The 14,105-nt window shown below is 69.3% G+C and carries 13 protein-coding genes; 5 read left to right on the top strand and 8 right to left on the bottom strand.

Going from position 1 to position 14,105, the window contains the following annotated elements; all coding sequences use genetic code 11:
* The first annotated feature begins 3 nt into the window (after nucleotides 1–3).
* The 3 genes from AC4BEG_RS26815 (at nucleotide 4) to AC4BEG_RS26805 (ending at nucleotide 5,503) form a co-directional block, all read left to right on the top strand.
* Complete coding sequence (locus tag AC4BEG_RS26815) at nucleotides 4–4,017, top strand: response regulator (protein ID WP_490702301.1); 4,014 nt, start codon at nucleotides 4–6, stop codon at nucleotides 4,015–4,017.
* A complete protein-coding gene (locus AC4BEG_RS26810; protein ID WP_490702300.1) occupies nucleotides 4,007–4,555 on the top strand; it encodes a response regulator in 549 nt (182 codons plus the stop codon). The genes AC4BEG_RS26815 and AC4BEG_RS26810 overlap by 11 nt, the downstream gene beginning before the upstream one ends.
* A gap of 459 nt (nucleotides 4,556–5,014) precedes the next feature.
* The gene (locus tag AC4BEG_RS26805; RefSeq protein ID WP_490702299.1) at nucleotides 5,015–5,503 is read left to right on the top strand and encodes an ATP-binding protein; all 489 of its coding nucleotides are present in this window, start codon (nucleotides 5,015–5,017) and stop codon (nucleotides 5,501–5,503) included.
* Between the two features lie 86 nt (nucleotides 5,504–5,589).
* On the opposite strand, the gene AC4BEG_RS26800 is transcribed toward AC4BEG_RS26805, so the two are convergent.
* The 8 genes from AC4BEG_RS26800 to AC4BEG_RS26765 all read right to left on the bottom strand — a co-directional run bounded on the left by AC4BEG_RS26800 (nucleotide 5,590) and on the right by AC4BEG_RS26765 (nucleotide 12,222).
* Nucleotides 5,590–5,925 (bottom strand): metal-sulfur cluster assembly factor, encoded by a 336-nt coding sequence (locus AC4BEG_RS26800; protein ID WP_176183611.1) that lies wholly within the window; start codon nucleotides 5,923–5,925, stop codon nucleotides 5,590–5,592.
* Nucleotides 5,922–6,386 (bottom strand): Fe-S cluster assembly sulfur transfer protein SufU, encoded by a 465-nt coding sequence (gene sufU / locus AC4BEG_RS26795; RefSeq protein WP_431773146.1) that lies wholly within the window; start codon nucleotides 6,384–6,386, stop codon nucleotides 5,922–5,924. The genes AC4BEG_RS26800 and sufU overlap by 4 nt, the downstream gene beginning before the upstream one ends.
* A 10-nt stretch (nucleotides 6,387–6,396) precedes the next feature.
* Entirely contained in the window at nucleotides 6,397–7,653 is a 1,257-nt protein-coding gene (locus tag AC4BEG_RS26790) for a cysteine desulfurase (protein WP_490702298.1), read from the bottom strand.
* On the bottom strand, nucleotides 7,650–8,414 hold the full coding sequence (sufC, locus tag AC4BEG_RS26785; protein ID WP_490702297.1) for a Fe-S cluster assembly ATPase SufC: 765 nt from the start codon (nucleotides 8,412–8,414) through the stop codon (nucleotides 7,650–7,652). Before sufC ends, AC4BEG_RS26790 begins: the two co-directional genes overlap by 4 nt.
* Before the next feature lie 7 nt (nucleotides 8,415–8,421).
* Nucleotides 8,422–8,742, bottom strand: a complete 321-nt coding sequence (locus AC4BEG_RS26780; RefSeq protein WP_490702296.1) for a bifunctional 3-phenylpropionate/cinnamic acid dioxygenase ferredoxin subunit — start codon at nucleotides 8,740–8,742, stop codon at nucleotides 8,422–8,424.
* Complete coding sequence (sufD, locus tag AC4BEG_RS26775) at nucleotides 8,739–9,908, bottom strand: Fe-S cluster assembly protein SufD (RefSeq protein WP_490702295.1); 1,170 nt, start codon at nucleotides 9,906–9,908, stop codon at nucleotides 8,739–8,741. The genes AC4BEG_RS26780 and sufD overlap by 4 nt, the downstream gene beginning before the upstream one ends.
* Before the next feature lie 86 nt (nucleotides 9,909–9,994).
* On the bottom strand, nucleotides 9,995–11,416 hold the full coding sequence (sufB, locus tag AC4BEG_RS26770) for a Fe-S cluster assembly protein SufB (protein WP_490702294.1): 1,422 nt from the start codon (nucleotides 11,414–11,416) through the stop codon (nucleotides 9,995–9,997).
* Nucleotides 11,413–12,222 carry a helix-turn-helix transcriptional regulator gene (locus AC4BEG_RS26765; RefSeq protein ID WP_490702293.1) on the bottom strand — a complete coding sequence of 270 codons (810 nt, stop codon included), beginning with the start codon at nucleotides 12,220–12,222 and terminating at the stop codon, nucleotides 11,413–11,415. The genes sufB and AC4BEG_RS26765 overlap by 4 nt, the downstream gene beginning before the upstream one ends.
* Nucleotides 12,223–12,392: 170 nt before the next feature.
* Here AC4BEG_RS26765 and AC4BEG_RS26760 point away from each other — a divergent pair, with 170 nt between their 5' ends.
* Both AC4BEG_RS26760 and AC4BEG_RS26755 read left to right on the top strand, forming a co-directional pair.
* Nucleotides 12,393–13,319 (top strand): ABC transporter ATP-binding protein, encoded by a 927-nt coding sequence (locus AC4BEG_RS26760; protein WP_490702292.1) that lies wholly within the window; start codon nucleotides 12,393–12,395, stop codon nucleotides 13,317–13,319.
* The gene (locus tag AC4BEG_RS26755; RefSeq protein WP_490702291.1) at nucleotides 13,316–14,089 is read left to right on the top strand and encodes an ABC transporter permease; all 774 of its coding nucleotides are present in this window, start codon (nucleotides 13,316–13,318) and stop codon (nucleotides 14,087–14,089) included. Before AC4BEG_RS26760 ends, AC4BEG_RS26755 begins: the two co-directional genes overlap by 4 nt.
* Nucleotides 14,090–14,105 lie beyond the last annotated feature (16 nt).

Below are 14,105 nucleotides of genomic sequence, written 5' to 3'. Positions count from 1 at the left end.
TCCATGCGTACCCCCTTCGGTCCGAAGTCTCCGCGCCGGCCCCCGGACGCGACGCGGCGCGGATCGCGGAACGGATCGCGGAACGGACAGGACTTCCACTTCACCGCCCGCATCTGGCACAAGCTGCTGGCGCTGTGCGTAGCCCTGACCGTTCCCCTCGGACTCGCCACGTTCTACCTGGTCGAGCAGCACAACGCCAAGATCGCCTTCACCCGCACCGAACGGGACGGGCTGGCCTATCTGCACCCGGTGTCCACGCTGGTGCGGGACGTTTCCGAGCGCCGCGCCCTGGAGCACCGGCAACTGGCCGGAAAACCGGTGTCCCAGAGCCGGATCGCCGCGCTGGACCGTGCCATCGACCGGGGTTTCGCCTCGCTCACGGACACCGACAAGCGGCTGGGGAAGCAGCTGCGGACCACACCCGCCGATCTCAACTCCCAGGACAAGAGCGCGCTGCGGCCGGCGCTCCTCGCCGACAGCTGGCGGCGGATCTCGGCCGATCACCGGCCCAGCAGAGCCGACGAGGCGCGGCAGACCCAGCTCATCGGACGGCTGCTCCAGCTCGGTTCGTATGTCGGGGACACCTCGAACCTGATTCTCGACCCCGACCTCGACACCTACTACGTCATGACCGGGATCGTGCTCCGGGAACCGCAACTGGCACATCAGCTCTACCGGTTGAGGGACGCCGCGGACACGGCCCTCACCCGCGGGAGCGCGTCCCCCCGGGAGCGGCTGAACATCGCCTACGACGCCACCGTCGCGGACCAGAACATCCGCCAGCTCAGGGAGGAAGTCAACCGGGCGATCAAGGCCACTCCCTCGTTCAACCACCACAGCGGTCTCGGACCCGCCCTGCGCCCGCCGCTGAACGCGGCCACGTCATCGACCACCAAGCTCGTCGCCACCACGGAGAAGCAGTTCGTGGGCAATGGCCCGGCCCGGGTGTCAGCCGCCGCCTACACGGCCCAGGCGTCCCGGGCGATCGAGGCGAACTCGCGGCTGTGGAACGCGCTGTTCGTCCAAGAGGACCAGATGCTGCGGACCCGGCTGGACACCTTCCACGAGCGCAATCTGCGCGCCATGGCCAGTATCGCCCTCGTCCTCGTCGTGATCACGGGTGTGGCCGCGCTGCTGTCCCGGCACATCGCACGCAATGTGGCGGCCGTCGCGGACGCCTCGCAGGCCCTCGCCGCCGGAGACCTCAGCCGCCGGGCCAGGGTGCGAAGCCGCGACGAGGTCGGGGCGATGGCCGCCGCCTTCAATGTCATGGCCGACCGCCTCCAGGCGAGCTACGCCGCCGTCGAGCAGGAGGTCCGCGACCGCACCCTGGAACTGCGCCGGAAGACAGAGTCCCTCAGCCTGCTCCAGCATGTCTCCGCCGCCGCCAATGAGGCGCTCACCTGGGACGAGGCACTGCGGACGATCCTGCGCCTGGTGTGCCGCCACATGGGATGGCCGGTGGGCCACGCCTATCTCGTCGAACCCGTCGCCGACGCCCCCGAGGGGAGGCCGGACACCAGGCTCACTCTGTCACCGGTCTGGTACGCCGATGAGCAGAAGCTGCGGAAGCCGCTGCACGACACCGCGGCGGCGGCCGGTCTGTACTCGCCGGAGGGGCTGCCGGACACCGTCCGGACCACGGGGCGGCCCGTCTGGATCGGCGATCTCGGCGCTCGCGCCGCGGGGCCGGGGCTCCCGGACGGACAGCCGGGCGGCCGGTCGCTGAGCGGCACGGGCGTGACCGGCAGGATCGCCACCCCGGTCGTCATCGGGAAGGACGTCGCGGCGGTCCTCGACTTCCTCACCCCGGAGGCCATCGACCCCGACGAGGAGCTGCTGCGCGTCCTGCTCAACGTCGGCGCACAGCTCGGGCGGGTGCTGGAGCGGTCCCGGGCCGCGGCGGAACTCCGGGCGTCCAAGGAGCGGGCCGAGGTCGCCGACCAGGCGAAGAGCGCGTTCCTGGCGACCATGAGCCATGAGATCCGCACCCCGATGAACGCGGTGATCGGGATGACGGAGATCCTGCTCGACACCCCGCTCAACGCCGAGCAGAGCGAGTTCACCCAGATCATCCGCAACAGTGGGAACAGCCTGCTCACCCTGATCAACGACATCCTGGACTTCTCCAAGTCCGAGGCCGGACGGCTCGAACTGCGCGACGACCCCATGCAGCTCCGCCAGTGCGTGGAGTCGGCCTTCGACGTCATCGCGCCGATGGCGGCCGAGAAGCGGGACATCGATCTCGCGTACATCATCGATCCCGAGGTCCCGGAAGAGATCATCGGCGATATCGACCGGCTGCGGCAGATCATGGTCAATCTGCTGAACAACGCCGTCAAGTTCACCGAGTCCGGCGAGGTCGTCCTGAAGGTCGACAAGGACCTGGACGGAGAGGCCGCGGACCGGCGGGCCGGGGACGAGGATTCCGCGCGCGCCCCGGCGGAGGCCGCGGAGTCCGCCTTCATGCTCCACTTCTCGGTCTGCGACACCGGCGTGGGAATCGCCCGGGATCGCCAGGCCGACCTCTTCAAACCCTTTGAGCAGCTCGACGTCTCGACCACGAGGCGGTTCGGCGGCACCGGCCTCGGGCTGGCCATCAGCAAGCGCCTGGCCGAGCTGATGGGCGGGACCATGTGGGTCGAGAGCGAACCCGGTACCGGCTCGACCTTCCATTTCACCCTGGAGACGAGGGAGGTGCCCGAGGCCATGCGCACCAGCCGGGTGCTGTCCCAGATCGAGCTCAGGGGCAAGCGTCTGCTGGTCGTGGACGACAAGGCGACGAACCGGACCATCCTCACCCACCAGGCGGGCTCCTGGGGCATGCTGGTGCGGGCCACCGGGTCGCCGCGCGAGGCGCTCTCCTGGGTGCGGCGCGGCGATCCGTTCGACCTGGCCATCGTGGATATGCAGATGCCGGACATCGACGGAGTGATGCTCGCCAGGGAGATCCGCCGCTATCGGAGCAAGGACGAACTGCCCCTGTTCCTGCTGACCTCCATCGGCCATCCGACGGGGGCCGGAACGGACATGCGGGAGTTCTCCGGGTACCACACCAAGCCGATCAAGGCGGCGGAACTCTACGCCGATCTGTGCCGCACCCTGCTCGGCGCGTGGGCACCGGCCGGGACGCTCCCCGAGCCGACGCCGCAGCCGGTGCGCGCCGGCCATGCCCCGCCGCTGCGCATCCTGGTGGCCGAGGACAACGTGGTGAACCAGCAGCTGATCGTGCGGATGCTGGAGAAGATCGGTTACCGTGCGGACACCGTCGAGAACGGGGCGGAGGCGCTGGAAGCGCTGCGCCGCCGACCGTACGACGTGGTCCTCATGGATGTGCAGATGCCGGTGATGGACGGCCTGGACGCCTCGCGCCGGATCCACCAGACGCTGCCGCGCGCACGGCGGCCGTACATCATCGCCCTCACCGCCAGCGCGATGAGCGAGGACCGTGACGCCTGCCTGGCCGCGGGCATGGACGACTATCTCAGCAAGCCGCTGCGCGGTGCGGAACTCTCCGCCGCCCTCAGCCATTGCGCCCCGCTCGGCTCCTCCCCGCGGACAGCCGAACCGGCGGCGTCCCCGGCCACGCGGGTGCCACCGGCGGAGGAGAGGGCACCGGCCGATGAGGAGGCACCGGAGGGTGAGACACCGGGGTCCGATCTGCCCGTCATCGCAGGCGCCACCCTCCAGCGTCTGATCGGCTCCCTCGACGAGGCCTTCGTCCTCCGGCTCCTCGACACCTTCCTGGACGACTCCCCGGAACTGGTGAGCGACCTTCGCCAGAGCCTCGACGGCCGTGATGCGACGCGGCTACAGCGGACGGCGCACACGCTGAAGTCCCATGCGGACACCTTCGGCTTCCAGCGGCTCTTCCCGTTGTGCCGGCAAGCGGAGCAGCTGGGCGCTTCCGGCGACCTGGACGCCGCTTCACCCTTGGTCGCGCGGATCGAGGGGGAGTACCGGGCCGCCCGGGAAGCTTTGATCACCAAGCGAGCGGAGCTCAGCCATGACCGATAGAAAAGGACGCGTCCTGGTCGTGGACGACGACCGGACCAATCGCATGATGCTCACCTACCGCCTGGAGGTGGCGGGGCTGGAGACGGCGACCTCCGAGAACGGGCTCACGGCCCTGCGGATGCTGCGCGAGAGCGACTTCGATCTGGTGCTGCTCGACATCCTCATGCCGGAGATGGACGGCTACGCGACCCTTGAGCTGATGAAGCACGATCAGCGGCTGAGCCGGACACCGGTCATCATGATGTCGGCCGTCGGCGACCTCGACAGCGTCATCCGCTGTCTGGAACTGGGCGCGGAGGACTATCTGCCGAAACCGCTGGACTCGCTGCTGCTGACCTCCAGGGTCAACAGCATCCTGCTGAGAGGCAGGCTGGAGCGGACCGAGGAACGGCTCGGCCGGCTGGCCGACGCCGTCTCGGCCATCGCCGACGGCACCCTGCCCTCCGAGGTCTTGGACGAGACCGCCCAGCGCACCGACGCCCTGGGGCGCCTGGCACGGGAGCTGCGGCAACTGGCGTCGGTGACCCTGAACCGCTAAGTGGCCTCGCTGAAGTCCGGTGCGGTTCGGGTGCGCCCCGCAGGGGCGCGGGGCTGTGTCGATGTGCGGCTCCGCCGCGCGGACGACCAGCCACGACGCAGCCGCAGACGCATGACGGCACCTTTTCGCACTTCCCGCGGAGCGCTTAGCACCGCCGCACCCTCTCCGTACGAGGTCGGGGGCGTCTCCTCGGGGGTTGGGGGTCATCCTGGGGGGTCCCCCTAATGCCGACCGTCCCGCGCGCGATGCAGCGTGGAGGCATCAGCCGGATTCCCGCCGTGGACGACGCAAAGGGACGGTGAGGGACATGACCAGGATGCAGGGGATGCATCTGGACAACGTGGGGAGGGGGCCATGAGCAGCACTCTGTGCACAGGACACGACCGCACGGCGACGCCCTCGGGGCCGCCCCTGCGACACCGTATGACGGCCGCGTCACGACGGGTTATGCGACGGTTCATGCGGCTGGTCCGGTACCTCGTCCTGCGCGTGGGCCGCGTTCTGGCCTGGCTCATGAACGAACAGCGTCGGCACCGCGATGTGCTCCACCCGCTGGACCGCAGTGCGCGGGCTGTCTCCCAGGCCAGGGGGATGACCCGGGACCAGCTGGCCCAATGGAATCTGCATGAGCACGCCGAGACCGCCGAACTGCTGGTCAGCGAGCTGGTCACCAATGCGCTCCGGCACGCCTGGGGCCCGATCCAGCTGCGGCTGGTCCACTCACCGCGGCGGCGGCGACTGCGCTGCGACATCGCCGACGGCTCGTCGGCCCAGCCCCGGCTGCTCCACGCCCGACTGGACGCGGAGAACGGGCGCGGTCTGCGTCTGCTCGACCAGCTCTCCACCCGCTGGGGCGCACGGCCCACGGCGCACGGCAAGACGGTCTGGTTCGAGCTGCGCACCCGCGGCCCGGCGATCGCGCGTCTGCGGACCTGGCTGGGACTGTGACCCCGCCCGGCCACGGTCGGTGGACGCGCGTGGGACCCGTGACCGCACAAGGTCACGGGTCCCACGTAAGGGTGCGGTGAGGCTGGTCAGACGTTGAAGCCGAGGGCGCGAAGCTGCTCACGGCCATCGTCGGTGATCTTGTCGGGACCCCACGGCGGCATCCAGACCCAGTTGATCCGCAGCTCGTTGACGATGCCGTCGGTCGCGGACTTCGCCTGGTCCTCGATGACATCGGTCAGCGGACAGGCCGCGGACGTCAGCGTCATGTCGATGGTGGCGATGTTGGCGTCGTCAATGTGGATGCCGTAGATCAGCCCGAGGTTGACCACGTCGATCCCCAGCTCGGGGTCGACGACGTCGTACAGGGCCTCGCGGACCTCTTCCTCGCTGGCGGGCTTGGTGGTCGTCACGTCGTCACTCATGCGGTCTTCCCTCCAGCGGTCTCGCCCAGCGCCTGCGCGGTGGCGTCCTTCCACGCCATCCAGCTGAGCAGGGCGCACTTCACTCGGGCCGGGTACTTGGAGACACCGGCGAACGCGACCGCGTCCTCCAGCACCTCCTCCATGGCGTCGTCCGGAACGGTCTGCCCCTTGGACTGCATCAGCTCCAGAAACGTCTCCTGGATCCTGCGAGCCTCACTCAGCTCCTTGCCCACCAGCAATTCATTGAGCACGGACGCGCTGGCCTGGCTGATCGAACAGCCCTGGCCCTCATAGCTGACGTCCTCGATCGTCTCGCCGTCGAGCCGCACCCGCAGGGTGATCTCGTCACCGCAGGTGGGATTAACGTGGTGTACCTCTGCGTCGCCGTCCCTGAGGCCCCGTCCATGGGGGTTCTTGTAGTGGTCCAGGATGACGTCCTGGTACATCGAATCCAGTTTCACGCGGTCGCCCCTACCCGAAGAAGTTCCGTACGTGCTCCAGGCCCTCCACCAAGGCGTCGACCTCGGCGGGGGTGGAGTACAGATAGAACGACGCCCGCGTGGTCGCGGGAATTCCGTAGCGCAGGCAGACGGGGCGGGCGCAGTGGTGGCCGACCCGGACCGCGATGCCCTGCTCGTCGAGGACCTGTCCCACGTCGTGGGGGTGGATGTCGCCGAGCGTGAAGGAGATCGCGGCACCGCGCTCCTCGGCCGTGTTGGGGCCGATGATGCGCAGATCGGGGACCTCCAGGAGCCTGCCGACCGCGTAGTGGGTGAGGGCGTGCTCATGGCGGGCGATGTTGTCCATGCCGACCGAGGTCAGATAGTCCACCGCCGCGCCGAGGCCGACGGCCTGGGCGATCGGGGGCGTACCGGCCTCGAACTTGTGCGGCGCGGGGGCGTAGGTCGAGGAGTGCATCGAGACGGTCTCGATCATCTCGCCGCCGCCGAGGAACGGGGGCAGGTCCTCCAGGAGCTCCTGGCGGCCCCACAGCACACCGATCCCGTCCGGGCCGCACATCTTGTGGCCGGTGAAGGCCACGAAGTCGGCCTGGAGCGCCTGGACGTCCAGGGTCATATGCGGAGCGGCCTGGGAGGCGTCGATGACGACCAGGGCGCCCACGTCCTGGGCGCGGCGCACGATGGCCTCGACCGGGTTGACCGTGCCCAGGATGTTGGACACCAGGACGAACGAGACGACCTTGGTCTTCTCGGTGATGACCTGCTCGATGTCCGACAGGTCCAGACGGCCGTCGTCGGTGAGACCGAACCACTTCAGCTTCGCGCCGGTGCGCTGCGCGAGCAGCTGCCACGGAACGATGTTGGAGTGGTGCTCCATCTCGGTGATGACGATCTCGGTGTCCTGGTCCACCCGGTAGGGCTCTTCGGCCCAGCCGAGCATGTTGGCCACGAGGTTCAGCGACTCCGACGCGTTCTTGGTGAAGATCACCTCGTCGCGGCTGGGAGCGTTGATGAAGCCGGCGACCTTGTCGCGGGCGCCCTCGTACAGCGCCGTGGCCTCCTCGGCGAGCACATGGACACCACGGTGGACATTGGCGTTGGAGCGCTCGTAGTACGTGTTCAGCGCGTCCAGGACCTGGCGCGGTTTCTGGGACGTGGCCGCGTTGTCCAGGTAGACGAGCTTCTTCCCGTCGTGGACCACGCGGTCCAGGATGGGGAAGTCCTTGCGGATCGCCTCGGTGTCGAGGAGGCCCGGCAGCTGTGTCACTCGGACGCGCCTCCCTTCACGTACGCCTCGTAGCCCTCTTCCTCCAGCTTGTCGGCCAGCTCCGGGCCGCCGGACTCGGCGATCCGGCCCGCGGCGAACACATGGACGTGGTCGGGCTTGATGTACCGCAGGATACGGGTGTAGTGAGTGATCAGCAGGGTGCCGACCTGGCCGGACTCGCGGACCCGGTTGACGCCCTCGGAGACCACCCGCAGCGCGTCCACGTCGAGGCCGGAGTCGGTCTCGTCGAGGATCGCGATGGCGGGCTTCAGCAGCTCCAGCTGGAGGATCTCGTGGCGCTTCTTCTCACCGCCGGAGAAGCCCTCGTTGACGTTGCGCTCGGCGAAGGACGGGTCGATCTGGAGGCGCGCCATGGCCTCCTTGACCTCCTTGACCCAGGTGCGCAGCTTGGGGGCCTCACCGCGGATGGCGGTGGCCGAGGTCCGCAGGAAGTTGGAGACCGAGACACCGGGGACCTCGACCGGGTACTGCATGGCGAGGAAGACACCGGCGCGGGCGCGCTCGTCGACGGACATCTCCAGCACGTTCTCACCGTCGAGGGTGACGGTGCCGCCGGTGATCGTGTACTTCGGGTGACCGGCCAGCGAGTAGGCCAGGGTGGACTTGCCGGAGCCGTTGGGGCCCATGATGGCGTGCGTCTCGCCCTGCTTCACGGTCAGGTCGACGCCGCGCAGGATCTCCCGGGGGCCGCCCTCGGCCTCGACGGAGACGTGCAGGTCGTGAATCTCAAGCGTTGCCATGGGTGCCTCAGGACTCCTGGGTGACGGAGACGAGCACGTCGTCCCCTTCGATCTTTACGGGGTATACGGGGACGGGGCGGGTGGCGGGGAGACCGGACGGCTTGCCGGTGCGCAGATCGAAACTGGAGCCGTGCAGCCAGCACTCGATCTGACAGTCCTCGACCTCGCCCTCGGACAGCGAGACGTTCGCGTGCGAGCAGATGTCGTTGACCGCGAACACCTCGCCCTCGGTGCGGACCAGGGCGATCGGTACCCCCTGGAGCTCGACCCGCTTGGGGGTGTCCTCCTCGAGCTCGGCCAGGGCGCAGGCGCGTACGAAGTCGGTCATCCTACGGACGCCTCCAGCTCTGCCTCGATCTTGGCGATCAGACGCTCCTCCAGCTCGGGGATGCCGATCTGCTGGACGAGCTCGGCGAAGAAGCCGCGGACCACCAGACGGCGGGCCTCGTCGGCCGGGATGCCGCGCGCCATCAGGTAGAACAGCTGCTCGTCCTCGAAGCGGCCGGTGGCGCTGGCGTGGCCGGCGCCGACGATCTCGCCGGTCTCGATCTCCAGGTTGGGCACCGAGTCGACGCGGGCGCCGTCGGTGAGGACCAGGTTGCGGTTGAGCTCGTAGGTGTCGGTGCCCTCGGCGGCGGCACGGATCAGCACGTCGCCGATCCAGACCGCGTGGGCGTCCTTGCCCTGGAGCGCGCCCTTGTAGGCCACGTTGCTCCGGCAGTGCGGGGTGTCGTGGTCGATGAAGAGGCGGTGCTCCTGGTGCTGGCCGTTGTCGGTGAAGTACAGACCGTAGAGCTCGGCCTCACCGCCGGGGGCGCCGAAGACCACCCGCGGGTGGAGCCGCACCAGATCGCCGCCGAAGGTGACGACCACGGACTTGAAGCCGGCGTCCCGGCCGACCAGCGCGGTGTGCTGACCGGCGTGGACGGCGGTGTCGTCCCAGTCCTGCACGGAGACCACGGTGAGCTTGGCGCCGTCGCCGATCACGTACTCGACGTTGGCGGCGAGGGTGGCGTCACCGGTGTGGTCGATGACCACCACGGCCTCGGCGAAGGCGCCGAGCTCGATCAGCTGGTGGCCGAAGGCGGTACCGCCCTCGCCGTGCACGGAGATCCGCACCGGCTCGGTGAGCACCGTCTCCTTGGGCACCGAGACGACCGACGCCTTCTCGAAGGAGCTGTACGCCTGGGCCGCCACCCGGTCCACCGGCTTGCCGGCCTTGCCCAGGCGTGCGTCGTCACGGCCCACGGTCTCGACGGTGACGCCCTCGGGGGCGCTCACCTCGACCCGGACACCGCCGTCGGCGACGGCGGTGCCGTCGTGGAGGCCGCGCAGCCGCTCCAGCGGAGTGAACCGCCAGTCCTCCTCCCGGCCGTGGGGCACGGGGAAGTCGGCCACGTCGTACGACGCGGGGGCGCTGACCCGCGCATCGGTGGGCTGGCCCACCTGGATGACACCGTCCGTAGTGGATCCGGCGGGAATGGTTTCAGCCATGGCTGTCGTACTGCTCGCTTTCTCTGCCTGAGTTGTGTCGCGGCTTGGCGGGGTCGCCCCCCGGTGGGGCGGGAGGGGCGGTGGCGTCAGCCGACCGCGCCCTCCATTTGCAGCTCGATCAGCCGGTTGAGCTCCAGCGCGTACTCCATGGGCAGCTCGCGCGCGATCGGCTCGACGAAGCCGCGGACGATCATCGCCATGGCCTCGTCCTCCGACAGACCGCGGCTCATCAGGTAGAAGAGCTGGTCGTCGCTGACCTTGGAGACGGTCGCCTCGTGGCCCATGGACACGTCGTCCTCGCGGACGTCCACATACGGGTAGGTGTCCGACCGGGAGATGGTGTCCACCAGCAGGGCGTCACAGAGCACATTGGACTTGGAGCCCTCGGCGCCCTCGCCGATCTCGATCAGACCGCGGTAGGAGGTGCGGCCACCGCCACGCGCCACCGACTTGGAGACGATGTTGGACGAGGTGTGGGGCGCCATGTGGACCATCTTGGCTCCGGCGTCCTGGTGCTGGCCCTCGCCCGCGAAGGCGATGGACAAGGTCTCGCCCTTGGCGTGCTCACCCATCAGGTAGACGGCGGGGTACTTCATGGTCACCTTGGAGCCGATGTTGCCGTCGACCCACTCCATGGTGGCGCCCTCGTAGGCGACGGCGCGCTTGGTGACCAGGTTGTAGACGTTGTTCGACCAGTTCTGGATGGTCGTGTAGCGGCAGCGGGCGCCCTTCTTGACGATGATCTCGACGACCGCGGAGTGCAGCGAGTCCGACTTGTAGATCGGCGCGGTGCAGCCCTCGACGTAGTGGACGTAGGCGTCCTCGTCGACGATGATCAGCGTCCGCTCGAACTGGCCCATGTTCTCGGTGTTGATCCGGAAGTAGGCCTGGAGCGGGATCTCCACATGGACGCCCTTGGGCACGTAGATGAACGAGCCGCCGGACCACACCGCCGTGTTCAGCGAGGCGAACTTGTTGTCGCCCACCGGGATCACCGAGCCGAAGTACTCCTTGAACAGCTCCGGGTGCTCCCGCAGACCGGTGTCGGTGTCGAGGAAGATGACGCCCTGCTCCTCGAGGTCCTCACGGATCTTGTGGTAGACGACCTCGGACTCGTACTGGGCGGCGACACCGGCGACCAGGCGCTGCTTCTCGGCCTCCGGGATGCCCAGCTTGTCGTAGGTGTTCTTGATGTCCTCGGGCAGCTCCTCCCAGGAGGCGGCCTGCTGCTCCGTGGAACGCACGAAGTACTTGATGTTGTCGAAGTCGATGCCCGACAGGTCCGAGCCCCAGGTGGGCATGGGCTTCTTGTCGAAGAGCCGCAGGCCCTTCAGACGCAGCTTGAGCATCCACTCCGGCTCGGACTTCTTCCCCGAGATGTCGCGGACGACCTCCTCGGAGAGCCCGCGCTTGGCCGAAGCGCCGGCCACGTCGGAGTCGGCCCAGCCGTACTCGTAGTTGCCCAGACCCTCGAGCTCGGGGTGAGCGGTCTCCGTGGGGAGAGTCATTCGGGGTTCCTCCCGGCCGTGCTGGCAGATGCGGTGGTGGTCTTGGTGGTACTGGGGTCGGCCGTCACGGCCGCTTCGGCCCTGTCGGTCTTCGGAATGAACGTCGTGCACACTCCGTCGCCATGGGCGATGGTGGCCAGACGCTGCACATGAGTCCCGAGCAGCTGGGAGAAGACCTCGGTCTCCGCCTCGCACAGCTGCGGATATCGCTCGGCTGCGTGGGCGACCGGGCAGTGGTGCTGGCAGAGCTGTTCGCCGACCGGCGCGCTGCGCGCCGTAGCAGCGTACCCGTCTACGGACAGTGCGCCCGCAAGGGCCTGGGTACGGCTGCCGGGGTCGGCGGCCTCGACGGCACCGCGGTATCTCTCGGCCTGGGCGGCCAGCCGGGCGCGGGCGAACGCCGCGACGGCGGCCCGTCCGGCCTCACCGCCCCCGGCGCTCTGCTCGATCCAGCGCAGGGCGTCGACGGCGAGCTTGTCGTAGGCCTGGTCGAAGGCGTCACGGCCACAGTCGGTGAGTGCGAAGACCTTGGCCGGGCGGCCGCGCCCCCGCGCCCCGTACACCCTCTTCTCGCGGGGCTCGACGACGCCGTCGGCAGCGAGGGTGTCGAGGTGGCGGCGGACGGCCGCCTGGGTCAGCTCCAGTCGCAGCGCGAGCTCGGCCGCGGTGGAGGGGCCATGGTCGAGGATCGAGCGGGCCACCCTGTTACGGGTGCCGTGCTGCTCCTCGGACGCGGACACGGGCATGCCAGACCGCGCGGCCTCCTCGACCGCGCGTCCCTTCGGAGCCTCGCTCGCGTATTTCACAACACCATTGTTGCGTAATTCCCGGGAGACATACAAGCGAGGGCGGGGGCGCCCTTCGGTGGGGTGTATCACTTAGGCACGCCTAACTTCACCTGCGACGATGCGGTTCCGGGCACTCCGCTTCCGCCCTGCCGCCCACGGCGCCCCCGGCGATTCGTAGACTGCCCGGCATGCGAGAAGAGCCCGCGGTCGATGTCGTCGGCCTGGTCAAGCGGTACGGCTCGAAGACCGCCGTCGACGGGCTCGACCTGTCCGTCGCGCGCGGCACCGTGAGCGCCGTTCTCGGGCCCAACGGGGCCGGCAAGACGACCACTGTCGAGACCTGCGAGGGGTACCGCCGCCCCGACGCCGGAACGGTGCGCATATTCGGCCTGGACCCGGTCGGGGACGCGGCGGCGCTGCGGCCGCGGATCGGTGTGATGCTCCAGTCCGGAGGCGTTTATTCCGGCGCGCGCGCAGAAGAGATGCTGCGGCACACCGCCTCCCTGCACGCCCACCCGGTGGACGTCGACCTGCTGATCGACCGGCTGGGCCTCGGCTCCTGCGGCCGCACCACCTACCGCAGGCTCTCCGGCGGCCAGCAGCAGCGGCTCGCCCTCGCCATGGCCGTCGTGGGCCGTCCCGAGCTGGTCTTCCTCGACGAGCCGACCGCCGGTCTCGACCCACAGGCCCGCCGCGCCACCTGGGATCTCATCCGCGAGCTGCGCCAGGACGGTGTCACCGTCGTGCTGACCACGCACTACATGGACGAGGCCGAACAGCTCGCCGACCATGTCGCGATCATCGACGGCGGCAAGGTGATCGCCGACGGCAGCCCCGAGGAGCTCTGCCGCGGCGGCGCCGAGAACACGCTGCGCTTCACCGGCCGCCCCGCGCTCGACCTGGCCTCGCTGCTCAAGGCGCTGCCCGCCGACAGCACGGCCGACGAGGTGACCCCCGGCGGCTACCGCGTCACCGGCAAGGTCGATCCGCAGCTGCTGGCCACCGTCACCTCGTGGTGTGCGCAGAACGGGGTGATGCCGGACCGGATCTCGGTCGAGCGGCACACCCTTGAGGACGTCTTCCTGGAGCTCACCGGTAAGGAGCTGCGAGCGTGACCGCCACGGGCACTTTTCTCCCCCGGCCGGGGGCCGCGCCGCTGCCGCGGATGATCCGGGCGCAGGCCGCGCTGGAGACCCGGATGCTGCTGCGCAACGGTGAGCAGCTGCTGCTGACCGTGGTCATCCCGTCCCTGGTGCTGGTGCTGTTCAGCAGCGTCGACATCGTGGACACCGGCGCCGGCGGCAAGGCGGTGGACTTCCTCACTCCCGGTGTGCTGGCGCTGGCCGTGCTGTCCACGGCGTTCACCGGACAGGCCATCGCCACCGGTTTCGAGCGGCGCTACGGCGTACTCAAGCGGCTCGCCGTCTCCCCGCTGCCCCGGTGGGGGCTGATGACCGCCAAGACCTGCTCGGTGCTGGTCACCGAGATCCTCCAGATCGCGCTGCTGACCGCGATCGCCCTGGCGCTGGGCTGGTCGCCGCACGGCAACCCGCTGGCGGTGGCACTGCTGCTGATCCTCGGCACCGCGGCGTTCTCCGGACTCGGACTGCTGATGGCGGGCACCCTCAAGGCCGAGGCGACGCTTGCCGCCGCCAACCTGGTCTTCCTGCTGCTGCTCGTCGCGGGCGGGGTGATCGTCTCGCTGGACAAGTTTCCGGACGCGGTCAGCGGCGTACTGGAGCTGCTGCCGATCTCCGCGCTGTCCGGCGGACTGCGGGACGTCCTCCGGGACGGCGGGCCGATGCCCTGGCGGGAGCTGGGGATCCTGGCGGTGTGGTCGGTGCTGGGCCTCGGCGCGGCAGCGCGCTTCTTCCGCTGGGAGTGAGCCCCCGGGCGGGCCC

The organism is Streptomyces sp. JLBJ103, from assembly GCF_058215575.1.
Note: the sequence above shows the minus strand (reverse complement) of the source record. Positions and strands in the feature narration are given on the sequence as shown.